Raw genomic sequence first — 12,816 nt, 5'->3', positions numbered from 1 at the left:
TCCTCACAGCCAGCTCGGAAGGGTGGGAAGGCCGGTCTCGCGGTGACGTCCGGAGAGCCAGGCGGCGGCCGTCGCGAGCGGGAGGTCGACCTTCACCGGCGTGCCGTCGCCGGTGATTTCGTGGTGGGTGTCCGGGGTGGTGAGCAGGACCGAGGGCCCTGGTCGCGACGAACGCCAAGCGGCGATGTCGTCGATCAGGGCGGCGAGGAACCCGCCGGGCAGGTCGGCGAACGTCGTGCCGGCGTCGAGGTCGACGGCGTGGACGCACACCTCGCGCGCCCGCATCCACCAGGTTTCCTCGGCCGGGACGACGCGGCCTTGTGCGGTTACGACTTCGGCGGACCACGCCTCCGCGGACATCGCGGCCGCCGAGTCTGCCAGCTCGACGGCCGAAGTGGCGACCCAGTGCCGCAGGTCGGCACGGGTCGCACCGGACTGGATGGCCGCGTTTCGCTCGGCCGGCGAGGCGTACATCGGAGTCTCGACTCCGGTGCTTGCCCAGGTGAGCAGCCGGCCGAGCGCCTCGGCGTTCGATGCTACGTGGGCAAGCAGCTGGCGGCGGGTCCAGCCGGGCAGCGCGGACGGCAGGTGGAGATCGGCTTCCCTCAGCCGCACCAGACCGGCGAGCAGGAGATCGGTACCCGTGCGAACCCACGCGCGGGCGTCCGGTGCGACGGTCATGTCGGCACCACGGCAGTGAGCCTGGCCGTGTTGCGCTGACGGCCCAGCCCTTCGATTTCGGTCACGAGCTCGGCGCCGTCGGTGAGGTACCGCCGCGGGTCGCGGGCGTGCCCGACACCGCCGGGCGTCCCGGTGGCGATCACGTCTCCCGGCTGCAGAGTGAGGATCGTCGAGATGTAGGCGATGAGGGCCACCGGGTCGAACACGAGATCGGCGGTGTTCGCCGACTGCACGGTCTCGCCATCGACGGAGCACGCCAGCTCGAGTTCCGGGCGGGTGCCGCCGGGCAGCTCGTCCGGGGTGACCAGGAACGGCCCGAAGGGCGTCGAGCCTTCGAAGGTCTTGCCCTGGAGCCACTCCACGGACCGGTACTGCCAGTCCCGCATCGTGACGTCGTTGAGCACGGCGAACCCGGCGATCGCGGCCTCGGCGTCCTCGGTGGTGGCACGCCGCACAGGCGCACCGACGACGACGGCGAGTTCGGCTTCCCAGTCGACCGCCGTCGAAGCGTCGTCGAGGCAGATGGGGTCGGCCGGGCCGACGAGAGCTTCGGGGAACTTTGCGAACAGGGTCGGGTATTCCGGCAGCTCACGCCCCATCTCGAGGATGTGGGTCCGGTAGTTCAGCCCGACGCAGAAGATCTTGCCGGGCCGCGGGAGCACCGGGGCGAGATCGGCCGAGGCGAAATCATGCTTCGGGCCGTCGGCTGCCGCCGCCACTTCGCGCCAGCCAGGTTCGGCCAGCAGAGCGCCGACGTCGGAGAAACCGATCTCGGTCGCGGTGCCAGCCTCGATCCGGACAGCTCGGGTGCCCGCCGGAGTACGTACGGTCGCGAGCTTCACGACGGAGCCCCTTCCACCTGGACACGGTCTGCGTTGAGGCGTTCGAAGATCGGTGTATCGGCGAACCGGAACAGGTCCAGGCCGGTCTCGGCGCCGATCGTCAGCTGCTGCCACGATGGCACCGCGACCAGGTCGCCGCGTCCGATCTGCCAGCTGCGGTCGCCGACCTGGACGGTGCCGGCGCCGTCGAACACCTGCCAGACGGCGGAGCCGACCTCGCGCCGGCGTGCGGTGGTCGTGCCGGCCCGCAGCCGGTGCATCTCGGCGCGGATGGTCGGCATGACGTCGCCGCCTGTCGTCGGGTTGGTGAACCGGACGGCCGCGTGCCCGGGCTCGACGATGCCGGGGTGTCCTTCGGTCTCCAGCTCGAGCTGTTCGGTCAGCGCGGCGTCGGTGTGTTCCCAGCGGTAGGCCGCGATGGGGGAGCTGGTCTGCGGCCCTGGCTGTGACACCGGCCGCAATCCGGGGTGGGCCCACAGGCGCTCGGCGCGGGACCGGTCCGGCGTCGAATGGTCGCTGACCTGCTCCGGCCCGTCTTCGAAGAAAGTCGATCCGGTCTGGTACGCGAACGGGATGTCCAGCCCGTCGAGCCACGCCATGGGGAAGTCGGCCTGGTTGTGGTGGCCGTGGAAGTGCCAGCCGGGCGTGAGCAGGAAGTCTCCGCGCCGCATCGCGACCGGGTCGCCGTCGACGACGGTCCACACGCCTTCGCCCTCCAGCACGAACCGGAAGGCGTTCTGCGTGTGGCGGTGGACGGGGGCGTCTTCCTTCGGCTTGAGGTACTGGATCGCCGCCCACAAGGTGGGGGTCGCGAACGGCGCGCCGCCGAGTCCCGGGTTGGCCAGCGCGATCGCGCGGCGTTCACCACCGCGGCCCACCGGCACCAGGTCGCCGGAGCGCTCGGCGAGGCGGAGCAGGTTCGCCCATCGCCACAAGTGTCCGCGTGCCTGCGGGGTCGGGCTGGTGGGCATCAGGTCGCCGATCTCCGACCAGAGCGGGACCAGCAGCTCCTGCTCGAAGCCGCGGTAGAGGTCCTCCAGTTCGGGGGTGGGTTCCGGCTGACCGGGGCCGGCGGTCGCGCGCAGCCTCACCGGGGAGACCGGGTGGTGTTCTGCCGTTGCTGTCATGGTTGCGACGCTAGACAAGTTCTGTTGTGCGGGAGCTATAGTTCTGTTGTGAAGAACAAGCCGGCCTATGGGATCGAGTCCGTCGACCATGCGCTCCACTTGGCGACGATCCTGCAGCAGGAAGGCCCCCTGCGTCTGAGCGAAGCCGCCGAGCGGCTCGGAGTCGCGCGCTCGACCGCGCACCGGCTCCTGGCGATGCTGGTCTACCGGGACTTCGCCGAGCAGGACGAGGACCGGCGTTACGTCGCCGGGCCTGTCCTGCGCAAGCCGACGGTCGCCGAGCCCGTTGCGGACCTTCGCCGGATCGCGTTGCCGCACCTGGAAAACCTCACCGAGCGAACCCGGGAGAGCAGCAACCTGATCGTCGTCCTGGGTGACCAGGCCCGGTTCGTGGCCACCGCCGAGTGCGATCAGGTTCTGCGCGTCGGTGATCGTGAGGGACGCATGCTGCCCGCACACCTGGCTTCCGGAGGGCGAGCCGTGCTCGCGATGCTCGACGCGGAGGCGATCAGGAACCTCTACGGGCACGCCGAGTCGGAAGTCGACGACGTCGAGTCGCTGGTGCGGGACCTTCGCCGGGTGCGCCGCCAGGGCTTCGCGTTGAACGACCAGCGGACCGAGGTCGGGCTGACGGCGATCGGCTGCGGCATCACGGGGTCGGTGGGTGCGGTGCCGGCAGGCATCTCCCTCGCCATGCCCACCGCCCGCTTCCGGCGGGATCGCCTGCCCGAGTGGGTCGGCCACCTCACCGCGACGGCCGAGAACATCGCCCGGGACCTCGAAGACGCGAACAACGCGTAGTGCGCGTTCGGGCCGCCGACCGTCCCGGTTGAACCGGGCGGTCGACGGCCCGAGCCGGCGAATCACGCTTTACTCTTCCGCGGTACCCAGGTCGACGTCCTTGGTCTCCGGGCCGAGCATCGCGCCGGCCACCGTGCACACGGCGCCCACGGCGAGCAGGACCACGACGCCGTACTCGTAGCGCATGAACTTCCCGAGTCCGATGAGGATGAAGGAGTACAGGCCCGGGATGATCACCGCGAGCGTGAAGCCGATGCCGTACCCCGACGCGCGCACGCCGACGTGGAACCGCTCGCAGATGTAGGGGATCAGCACGGCGTTCGGTGAGACGCTGATGCACAGGGCGACGGTGAAGAAGACCATCGCCAGCCAGAACGGCCCGCCGTCGCTGATCGTCCGGAGCATCCCGATCACCGAGCCGACGGACACCGTTCCCGTGAGAACGCCGAAGACGATCAGGGTCTTCCGACGTCCGAACCGCTGTCCCAGCGCTCCTAGCAGCAGGTAGGTGGGGAACAGGAAAACGTTCGCCACGAGGATCCCCCAGATGACCGTCTGGCTCGGGATGCGCAGGTAGGAGATCAGGAGACCGGACGGGGCGACGGTGAGCATCTGGATGGCGAACCAGATGCCGGTCATGAGCAGGTAGACCTGCCCGAGACTGCGCAGATTGTCACCGCGGAAGAGTTCCCTCAGGGGTGACCGCGAACGTGCCGGCTGCTGCTCCTCCTTGGCCTTATTGGCGACCCAGGCCGCCGACTCGGCGGTCTTCCTGGCGTAGGCGAACAGGACGAACGCCATCACCGCGCCGACCACGAACGGAATCCGCCAGCCCCAGGTGGCGTAAGGCGATGTAGAGGACCCGCTCGGGAAGATGGCGACGAGCAGCGCTGTCAAGAGTGACACCGCGACGTAGGCGACCGGCCAGGCGGATGCGATGAACCCGCCGACGATGCCGCGGCGGGACTTCGCCGCCGATTCCATGGCCAGTGGGTTCGCACCCGTGTACTGGCCGCCCATGAAGACCCCGCCCAGGAGTCGCAGGACCAGGACACCGGCGAGGCCCCAGAGGCCGACGGCGTCGTAGCCCGGGAGGACGGCTACGAGCAGGACCGCGAACCCCATGCCGACCGAGCACACGACCGTCGTCCGTCGCCGGCCCAGCGTGTCGGCGAGGTGGCCGAAGATCACGCTGCCGAGCGGGCGGCCCAGGAACGCGGCGGCGAACGTCAGGAAAGTGAGCGTCGACTTCGTCTGGGGTGAGAGCGTGGCCGGGATGAAGTACCCCATCGCCGGTCCCAGGGCGATTACCGGGAGCATGATCTCCCAGTAGTCGACGAGGAGGCCGTAGAAAGCCGCGCGCGATGTTCGCCGCTCTTTCGATGTGCTGATCGTCTCGGGGCTGGTCGTGCGTCCTGCGGCGGAGATAGACATGGCGATTCCTTCGTTGGAGTCAGAGTCCGGCTCGCGCGCGGCTACTTCGAGAGGACCGGCTTGGACTGGCCGGGGACCATGCCGGTCGTGATGGCCAGGCGGGTGAACGCGTTGATGGTGATGATGGCGAGGATCAGGTCGGCGACCTGCTTCTCGTCGAAGAACTTGTTGGCGAGCTCCCACGTCTCGATGGGGACACCCTGGCCCGCGATGAGCGTCATGGTCTCGGCGAGTTCGAGCGCGGCGCGTTCCTGCTCGGTGAAGGCCGGCGACTCGCGCCACACCGAGAGCGCGTAGATCCGGCTCTCCTCCTCCCCGTGTTTCCGGGCGTCGCGCGTGTGTACGTCGACGCAGTAGGCGCAGCCGTTGATCTGCGCCACGCGGATCTTGATGAGCTCGTGGAGGTTGTAGTCGATCGACGACGTGGCCAGGTACTTCTGCATGGTCAGCATCGACTTGTAGGCCTCCGGCGCGACGGCGGAGTAGTTGATGCGCTCGGTCACGGGAATCCTCGATTCAGTCGGGGGAGGTGGATACTTGCTCGGCCGGCGGCCGATGGCGCGACCCGCGCGATCCTGGACCTCGGGGATCCTGGTTCAGTTCGTTCGCGTTCTGCTGGGTATGGGTCATTTTCTTGCCGGCGGCGCGGCCTGGCGGTCTTCGCCGCACGTGGCAGTGGCGTTGACCACAGACACTAACCATGCGTCCGCGCAGCGGGACGGGCAATTCTTGTGTGCAGAACACCGTCGGCCGGGTGAATCGGTCCAGTGGAAGCGCTCCGAAGTGGACCAGGTGACTGCGCCGGCTGCTGGCTAGCGTGGGCCGAGGCACCGACCGGCTCGGAGCCGCCCGCAGATCTTGTCGATAGCAGTCAAGTTCTGCTCAGAAGAATTCCGAGTTCCGCTGGGCAAGAACCTGGTTACTGTCTTGCAGGTCCGGAGCGAAACGTTAAAGAGGTGTGTACCGTGCCCAAGATCAGTCAAGAAGCGACCGAAGTCATCGAGAACGCGAAACTGATGTTCGTCGCCACTGTCCGTCCCGACGGGACTCCCAACGTCTCGCCCAAGGGTTCGGTGCGGGTGCTGGACCCCGACCACCTGATCTTCATGGACATCGCCTCGCCGCAGACCGTGGAGAACCTCCGGCACCAGCCCGCGATCGAGGTCAACATCGTGGACTTCATCGCTCGCAAGGGCATCCGCGCCCGGGGGACGGCCGAGATCCTTTCGCCGGGCGAGCCGGACTTCGAGTTCGTCCGCGAGTGGCTGTGGGCGACGCACGGCGACAGCCAGCCGTGCAACCACGCGGTGAAGATCACCGTCAGCGAGGTGGCCGAGCTCCTGTCGCCCGCGTACACGGTCGACCACATGTCGGAGCCGGACGTCCGCAAGGCGTGGCTCGGCAAGTACGGCCTCGTCGAAGCAACATCCTGAACCGGGTGCAGTAGCCCGGCCCGCTGAAGGAGCTGGAATGTCTTTGTTCGTTCTCGTGCACGGCTCGTGGCACGACGGGTCGCACTGGGCGGATGTCGCCGAGCATCTGGAGAAACTCGGGCACGAGGTGCACTACCCGACCGTCGCCGGCCACGGAACCGGCGTTTCCCGCGACGTGAACCACGACGACTGCGTGGCGTCGGTAACCGATTACGTCGAGAGCCAGAACCTCACCGACTTCGTGCTGGTGGGCCACAGCTGGGGCGGGAGCGTGATCGCCCGGGTCGCCGAACGCATGCCGGAGCGGGTGCGCCGCCTGGTCTTCTTGAACGCGTTCGTCCCGGAGAACGGATCGAGCGTGCTGGACATGGCGCCACCCGCATACCAGGAGCTGTTCCCGATCCTGGCCGAACAGTCCGGTGACAACACGGTCATGCTGCCGTTCGAGGTGTGGCGGGACGCGTTCGTCGGCGACGCCGACCTGGCGCGAGCCCGGGAGACCTACGAGATGCTCACCCCGGAACCATTGACCCCGACGGTCGAGAAGCTCGACCTCACGGTGTTCTACAGCTTGACGGGCATTCCTCGCAGCTACGTTCTGTGCAACGAAGACTCGGCCCTGCCACCGGGCGACCCCAAGCACGGTTATCTGGCCAACGCGCGCCGGCTGGGAGTGTTCCGCCTCGTGACGCTCGAAGGGTCGCACGAGGTGATGTTCACCAATCCGTCCCTCCTCGCGAGCAAGCTGGAGTTCGCGGGCCGGGACTGACCCAAAAGTGACTTGTCGCTGCGTCCGCGTCGAGACGCGCCCCGCGGACGCAGCGACATCCCATCCCGACGACGGGTGGGCAGGAGGAAGGACGTTGTGGCCATGAGCAGGGCCGAACTGGTCATCCGGGAACTCGGCCCGGTCGACGATCCGCAGCTGACGGCGGACCTGTGGCCGCTCCTGCAGCGGCTCCGGCCCGGGTTGACCGAGGAGCTGTTCGGAGAGTTGCTGACCGACGGCTACCGCCAGGGGCTGCGTTACCTGGTCGCCTACTCACCGGCCGGACTCCCGTTGGCGGCGGCCGGGTACCGGGTGCTGGTCACCAGTCGGGGCCGGGTCCTGTTCGTCGACGACCTCGTCACCGACGAGACTGCGCGATCACGGGGGATCGGTGCCGCCGTGCTGGCGGAATTGGAAGCAGTGGGCCGTCGCGCCGAATGCGCACGCCTCGAGCTCGACTCCGGCGTCTCCAACACCGCCGCGCACCGCTTTTACCTCCGCAACCGGCTGGACATCACGGCGTTTCACTTCGCCGAGACGCTCGGGTGAAGGTGCGCACGTGATCACGATGGTGGGTCTGCGCTGGGTTGTCACGACGTTGTTCGTGCTCACCGGCGCTTTCTGCGGGTACCGCGGGGTGAAGCGGACCGGCCTCCCGGAACGTACGAGCAACCTTCTGCACGTGGTGATGTCCGTGGCGATGGTGGCGATGGCGTGGCCGGCGACGATGAGTGCCGTCCGGGTACCGCAGGCTGTCCTCTTCGGACTCGCTGCCCTGTGGTTTTTGGCCGTGGCAGTCACCGACCTGTCGCATGGCGACCACGGTGGACGCGGGGTGGCACTCCACCATGTGGCCATGATGGCGGCGATGGCCTGGATGGTGTTCGTCATGCCGCGCGCGATGGGCGGCATGACGACCATGTCCGGAATGTCGATGCCCCACGACTCGGTCCCGGCCGACATCACCGCGGTGGCGCTCCTGCTGGTGGTCCTGTTCGTTGCGACGGGTTTGACGTTCCTGGCCCGCGCGATCGACGCTGCGCGGGGGCCCGGCCCGGTGCAGCGAACTCTCGGCAGCGGTGCGGACGGGTTGATGGCGCTCGGTATGGCGCTGATGCTCGTGTTCATGGCCTGAGCCGATACTGAACCGACGGGCGCTCGGCGCCCTCAAGGAGGAAACGTGCGTGCGGCTTATGTCGAGCGGCTCGGAAGCGTAGACGAGATCCGGTTCGGCGAACTGCCCGAGCCGGTAGCAGGCCCGGAAGAAGTCCTGGTCGACGTCGTGGCCACCTCGGCGAATCCGGTGGACACGTTCGTCCGGTCCGGGTTGTACGTGACACCCGTGCCGCTGCCACTGGCCCTCGGCCGTGACATCGTCGGTCGCGTGGCCGCCGACGCCGCCGGGTTCAAGGCCGGTGAGTGGGTCTGGAGCAACAGCCTCGGCCACGGCGGCCGGCAAGGCGCGGCAGCCGAGCGTGCCGTGGTGCCGGCTGACCGCCTCTACCGCAAGCCGGAGGGTGCCGATCCGTTCGACGTCGTCGCGATGGTGCACCCGGCGGCGACGGCGTACCTGGCGCTGGTCACCCACGGCAGGCTCGTGGCCGGTGAGTCCGTGCTCGTGGCCGGCGGCGGCGGAAACGTCGGTTCAGCGCTGATCGAGCTCGCGGTGGCAGGGGGAGCCCGGGTCATCGCGACCGCTTCCCCTCGCGATCGCGAGCGCTGCCTCGCATTGGGCGCGACTGAGGTGTTCGACTACCGCGACGAGGACCTTTTCGCCAAGCTCGCGTCCGTCGGGCCAGTGGACCTCTTCACGGATACCTCGGGCCGGAACGACCTGGAGACAGCGGTCGGGCTGCTGGCACCCCGTGGGCGGATCGTCATGCTCGCGGGCGCCCGCAGCCGTCCGGTACTGCCTGCCGGGGACCTGTACATGCACGATCGGTCAGTGGTCGGGTTCGCCATCTCGAATGCCAAGGCGTCCGAGCTCGCCGCCGCTGCCGTGACCCTGAACCGCCGGTTCGCGGAGGGTGGTCTGCGGCCGCACCGAATCGAACGTCGCGGTCTGTCGGAGGCGGCAGATACGCACCGCCGCCTGGAGCAGGGCGAGGTGCGCGGGCGAGTGGTGCTTTTGACCGAGTGAGGTGTCGGGCAGTCGGACCGGAGGGATCGGCCCGACTGCCAGCTCTCTTGAAGATCCAGAGGCCGAACTGCAAATCGTCGAGTAATCCTTTACCCGTCTCGAAGGGGAGTGCCGTGCCCGTCGCGCTGCTCGCGCTCGCCATCGGAGCTTTCGGCATCGGGACCACCGAGTTCGTCATGATGGGCGTGCTGCCCCAGGCGGCCGCCGACTTCGGCGTCGACATCCCGACCGCCGGCTACCTCATCTCCGCCTACGCCCTCGGCGTCGTCGTCGGCGCCCCGCTGCTCACCGCGGTCGCCGTCCGGCTGCCGCGCAAGACCATGCTGCTGGCCATGATGGGCCTGTTCACGCTGGGCAACGCCCTGTTCGCGCTCTCCCCCAACCAGGAGTTCGGCGTCGCGTTCCGGTTCCTGGCCGGGCTGCCCCACGGCGCGTTCTTCGGCGCCGGTGCCGTGGTCGCCTCCAGCCTCGTCGGCCCCGGCCAGCGCGCCAAGGCCGTGTCGATGATGTTCCTCGGCCTGACCCTGGCCAACGTCATCGGCGTGCCGCTGGGCACGCTGCTGGGCCAGCAGGTCGGCTGGCGCGCCACCTTCGGCGTCGTCGCCGTGATCGGCCTGGTCGCCGCCGCGGCCATCGCGAAGCTGGTGCCCCACCAAGGCCGGCCGGCTCTCGTGCGGCTGCGCACCGAGCTTGGCGCCTTCAGACGCCCACAGGTGCTCCTGGCGCTGGCGATCGTCATGTTCGGGTTCGGCGGGGTGTTCGCCTGCTTGTCGTACATCACGCCGATGCTGACCGACGTCGCCGGCTACTCGCCGTCGAACGTCACCTTGCTGCTGTCGCTGGCCGGGGTGGGTATGACGATCGGCAACCTGTTCGGCGGCTGGGTTGCGGACCGCGCGCTGATGCCGGGCCTGTACGCCGCGTTGCTGGCGCTGGCCTGCGTGCTCGGGATCTTCACGATCACCGCGCAGGGCAAGGTCGGCGCGGCGATCACGATCTTCTTCGTGGGTGTCATCGGGTTCATGATGGGGCCGATGATGCAGGCGCGGATCATGGAGAAGGCGGGCGGCGCGCCGTCGCTGGTGTCGGCCGGCGTCCAGTCCGCGTTCAACATCGCCAACTCGATCGGCGCCTACCTCGGCGGCCTGGTGATCGCCGGCGGCCTCGGCCTGGTCGCCCCGAACTGGGTCGGCGCGCTGCTGGCCGTCTTCGGGCTGTCGCTGGCGATCGTCTCCGGCACTCTGGACCGCTGATGGGGGCGTTCGCGACGGAGATCGGTCCAGCCTGCTATTGCGGAAATGGACCATGAACTCGACGCGACCGACGGTTAAGTTGTGATCATCAAGCGTGGCCTCAAGTTCAGTCACGCAGAACGACATACCGAAAAGGACCATCTTGAAACCACGCGAGCTGGCTACTGGGCTCTTCGACGTCCTCGCGACGGGGGACGCCGAACTGGCCCGGCGCATCGTCGCCCCGGACAACGTCAACCGCGAAGCGGTCAACTCGCCGAACGCCTGCCGTCTGCCCGGCCCTGCGGGGACTCTCGCCTCCGGTGCGTGGATGCGTTACGCCTTCGAGGGGCTGCGGTTCCCGGTCTTGGGTGTTGCCGAGGCGCCGAACCAGGTCTGGGTCCGGTTGCGGATGCAAGGCAAGCACGTGCGCCCGTTCGTCAAGTTCAACGAGGCGGGTTCGGTCGACCAGGTGGTGCCGCCGACCGGACAGGAGATCGACTTCGAGCAGGTGCACATCCTGGACCTGCGATCCGGGCAGGTGGTGCGGCACGAGGCACTCCGGGATGACATCACGATGTTGGGGCAGCTCGGCGTCTTCCCGCCGTCGCCAGCGTTCCTGCCGAAGATGCTGCTCTGGAAGCTGAGCGGCAAGGCGTCTCGGGCTGCCAATGAGGTCTCAATGCTCGCGGAGAAGGCGTCACGGCAAGCCGTCTTCGTCGCCTGAGGACGGCGAGACGGTCAGGGTCCATGCGAGTATGTCTACAAGGGACTAGAGTGCAACGCGAACATGATCATGGTTGGGTGAAACCCGCTGGCCCCATCCCGAACACCAGGAGCGGGCTGCGATGAACAACCGTCGTCTTCACTTCGTCGGCACTTTGCCGCAGTTCGACGATGCTCCCTCTGCGCTGAGGTGGCAGCGATACGAACTCAGCGGCCGGCTCCGGCGGTTGTCCGGGGGCGAGACGGGGCCGCGGCGTGACTGGTTTGTGCCGCTGGTCAAGGCGCTGAAGTTGTTGCCACAGGTCAGGATCGTCCGGGACGGGAACTGGGCCGGCTACGACGACACCGACCGGCTCGCTGTCGCGCGGGGAGCCCGGCTGACCGCCGCGGACATTCCGATGCGGCTGAGCGAGTATGCGCGTGAGGAGCTGGCTGCCCTCGAAGCCGAGGGCAGCCCGGCCACCGCTGACCTGCCGCTCCAGGTCGGGGTGCCGGGTTATCTCGACATCGCCCTGTTCGTCTTCGGTCCTGCGGGGGTCTTGCGCCACGGCCGGACCTTCCTCGACGCGACCGCCCGCCAGGTCGCGGATCTCCACGCTGTGGCCGGCGACACCGTCGTGTTCCAGCTGGAGGTCCCGGCCGCGCTGATCGCCGTCGCCTCGACGCCAAGACCGCTGCGGTCGCTGACCGCCGCGCTCATGGCCCGGCTGGTGACTCGGCAGGCCACGCGGGCACCGCGGGGTACGCGCTTTGGCCTGCACCTGTGCTTGGGTGACCTCGGGCACCGCGCCTTGAAGATCCCGTCCACCGCGGATCCGCAGGTCAGGCTGGCGAACGCCCTGGTAGGAGCCTGGCCTGCGGACCGGCCCTTGGAATTCGTCCACCTGCCCCTCGCGGGCGGCGACCAGCCGCCTGTCACCGACCCGGCGTACTACCGGCCCTTGCGCGGCCTGCGTGTACCGCCTGACGTGGCTGTAGTAGCCGGGATCGCGCACGAGAAGCAGCCGCTCGGTGACCAGCGAGTGGTGCGGTCGCTGGTGGAGGAGTCACTGGGACGCCGCGTGGACATCGCAACGGCGTGCGGGCTCGGCCGGCGTTCCCCGGGCGGTGCCGAGCGGGCGGTGAAAAGTATGCGGGCGTTGCTCGACTGAGCGCATATGACCGCCGCGCAAGACATCGGTGACACGGTCGCGGCTGAAACCACAGGCGAAGCCGCATATCTCGCCCGTCGACCCATCGGTTGGCATGGCTGTGGGCCGCTCGTGCCCACGGCCACGCGCTCGCGGACTCAACCCGTCAGTGCGACGATCACTTCGTAGCACCCTGGGTAGGTGAAACATCCTGTCGTAGCTAGAACTAATCGCCAGTGTGGTGGCCGTGGACACGTTATACAGCATGTCTTTGCGTCGTTCGGCGGCCTCGGAAGGCGGGTCCCTCAGGCCGACCAGCGTGAGGTGCGTCGCGGACGACTGAGGTTCACGGCGACGGTGACATGCCCTCCGAGATGGCTGACGACCCTGCGCCGGCCGCGGAGGCGTACGGCTGATCCGCGCCAGCAGGGGAGGAGGACCTTGTGAACACGCGCGTGGAGGACCGGGGCACCGGCGACCGCGGCCGATACCCAATTCCGA

Annotated in this window: 14 protein-coding genes; 9 read left to right on the top strand and 5 right to left on the bottom strand. The window is 68.4% G+C overall.

Annotated features, from left to right (window positions below):
* Positions 1-3: 3 nt before the first annotated feature.
* Genes ACZ4TR_RS18580 through ACZ4TR_RS18570 form a run of 3 tightly spaced genes read right to left on the bottom strand, consistent with a single transcriptional unit; the run spans position 4 to position 2,650 of the window.
* Positions 4-681 carry a maleylpyruvate isomerase family mycothiol-dependent enzyme gene (locus ACZ4TR_RS18580; RefSeq protein ID WP_465288164.1) on the bottom strand — a complete coding sequence of 226 codons (678 nt, stop codon included), beginning with the start codon at positions 679-681 and terminating at the stop codon, positions 4-6.
* Complete coding sequence (locus ACZ4TR_RS18575; RefSeq protein WP_465288163.1) at positions 678-1,523, bottom strand: fumarylacetoacetate hydrolase family protein; 846 nt, start codon at positions 1,521-1,523, stop codon at positions 678-680. The genes ACZ4TR_RS18580 and ACZ4TR_RS18575 overlap by 4 nt, the downstream gene beginning before the upstream one ends.
* On the bottom strand, positions 1,520-2,650 hold the full coding sequence (locus tag ACZ4TR_RS18570; RefSeq protein ID WP_465288162.1) for a cupin domain-containing protein: 1,131 nt from the start codon (positions 2,648-2,650) through the stop codon (positions 1,520-1,522). Before ACZ4TR_RS18570 ends, ACZ4TR_RS18575 begins: the two co-directional genes overlap by 4 nt.
* A 48-nt stretch (positions 2,651-2,698) precedes the next feature.
* Here ACZ4TR_RS18570 and ACZ4TR_RS18565 point away from each other — a divergent pair, with 48 nt between their 5' ends.
* Positions 2,699-3,451, top strand: a complete 753-nt coding sequence (locus tag ACZ4TR_RS18565; RefSeq protein ID WP_465288161.1) for an IclR family transcriptional regulator — start codon at positions 2,699-2,701, stop codon at positions 3,449-3,451.
* Between the two features lie 69 nt (positions 3,452-3,520).
* Here ACZ4TR_RS18565 and ACZ4TR_RS18560 read toward each other — a convergent pair whose 3' ends face one another.
* Together ACZ4TR_RS18560 and ACZ4TR_RS18555 are read right to left on the bottom strand one after the other, a co-directional pair.
* A complete protein-coding gene (locus ACZ4TR_RS18560; protein ID WP_465288160.1) occupies positions 3,521-4,885 on the bottom strand; it encodes an MFS transporter in 1,365 nt (454 codons plus the stop codon).
* A gap of 41 nt (positions 4,886-4,926) precedes the next feature.
* Positions 4,927-5,388: a carboxymuconolactone decarboxylase family protein gene (locus ACZ4TR_RS18555; protein WP_465288159.1), complete on the bottom strand. Its 462-nt coding sequence runs from the start codon at positions 5,386-5,388 to the stop codon at positions 4,927-4,929.
* A 462-nt stretch (positions 5,389-5,850) separates the two neighbouring features.
* Between ACZ4TR_RS18555 and ACZ4TR_RS18550 the strand changes: the two genes are divergently transcribed.
* The 8 genes from ACZ4TR_RS18550 (at position 5,851) to ACZ4TR_RS18515 (ending at position 12,336) form a co-directional block, all read left to right on the top strand.
* Entirely contained in the window at positions 5,851-6,318 is a 468-nt protein-coding gene (locus tag ACZ4TR_RS18550) for a pyridoxamine 5'-phosphate oxidase family protein (protein WP_465288158.1), read from the top strand.
* 37 nt (positions 6,319-6,355) lie between these two features.
* Positions 6,356-7,087, top strand: coding sequence for an alpha/beta hydrolase (locus tag ACZ4TR_RS18545; RefSeq protein ID WP_465288157.1), 732 nt, complete (start codon positions 6,356-6,358; stop codon positions 7,085-7,087).
* Between the two features lie 102 nt (positions 7,088-7,189).
* On the top strand, positions 7,190-7,636 hold the full coding sequence (locus tag ACZ4TR_RS18540) for a GNAT family N-acetyltransferase (RefSeq protein WP_465288156.1): 447 nt from the start codon (positions 7,190-7,192) through the stop codon (positions 7,634-7,636).
* 19 nt (positions 7,637-7,655) lie between these two features.
* A complete protein-coding gene (locus tag ACZ4TR_RS18535) occupies positions 7,656-8,222 on the top strand; it encodes a DUF5134 domain-containing protein (protein WP_465288948.1) in 567 nt (188 codons plus the stop codon).
* Between the two features lie 45 nt (positions 8,223-8,267).
* Positions 8,268-9,227 carry an NADPH:quinone reductase gene (locus ACZ4TR_RS18530; protein WP_465288155.1) on the top strand — a complete coding sequence of 320 codons (960 nt, stop codon included), beginning with the start codon at positions 8,268-8,270 and terminating at the stop codon, positions 9,225-9,227.
* Between the two features lie 113 nt (positions 9,228-9,340).
* Positions 9,341-10,480 (top strand): MFS transporter, encoded by a 1,140-nt coding sequence (locus tag ACZ4TR_RS18525; protein WP_465288154.1) that lies wholly within the window; start codon positions 9,341-9,343, stop codon positions 10,478-10,480.
* A gap of 142 nt (positions 10,481-10,622) precedes the next feature.
* Positions 10,623-11,186: an ester cyclase gene (locus ACZ4TR_RS18520; protein WP_465288153.1), complete on the top strand. Its 564-nt coding sequence runs from the start codon at positions 10,623-10,625 to the stop codon at positions 11,184-11,186.
* A gap of 121 nt (positions 11,187-11,307) precedes the next feature.
* Positions 11,308-12,336 carry a hypothetical protein gene (locus tag ACZ4TR_RS18515; RefSeq protein WP_465288152.1) on the top strand — a complete coding sequence of 343 codons (1,029 nt, stop codon included), beginning with the start codon at positions 11,308-11,310 and terminating at the stop codon, positions 12,334-12,336.
* Positions 12,337-12,816: the final 480 nt, after the last annotated feature.

The organism is Amycolatopsis sp. NPDC028719, assembly GCF_055565395.1.
The sequence above is the reverse complement of the archived record's forward strand: the minus strand, read 5'-3'. Positions and strand labels throughout refer to the sequence as shown.

Coding starts and splice junctions, on each gene's coding strand:
- ACZ4TR_RS18580 (WP_465288164.1), bottom strand. CDS start 681: ATGACCGTCGCACCGGACGCCCGCGCGTGGGTTCGCACGGGTACCGAT.
- ACZ4TR_RS18570 (WP_465288162.1), bottom strand. CDS start 2,650: ATGACAGCAACGGCAGAACACCACCCGGTCTCCCCGGTGAGGCTGCGC.
- ACZ4TR_RS18560 (WP_465288160.1), bottom strand. CDS start 4,885: ATGTCTATCTCCGCCGCAGGACGCACGACCAGCCCCGAGACGATCAGC.
- ACZ4TR_RS18545 (WP_465288157.1), top strand. CDS start 6,356: ATGTCTTTGTTCGTTCTCGTGCACGGCTCGTGGCACGACGGGTCGCAC.
- ACZ4TR_RS18540 (WP_465288156.1), top strand. CDS start 7,190: ATGAGCAGGGCCGAACTGGTCATCCGGGAACTCGGCCCGGTCGACGAT.
- ACZ4TR_RS18535 (WP_465288948.1), top strand. CDS start 7,656: ATGGTGGGTCTGCGCTGGGTTGTCACGACGTTGTTCGTGCTCACCGGC.
- ACZ4TR_RS18515 (WP_465288152.1), top strand. CDS start 11,308: ATGAACAACCGTCGTCTTCACTTCGTCGGCACTTTGCCGCAGTTCGAC.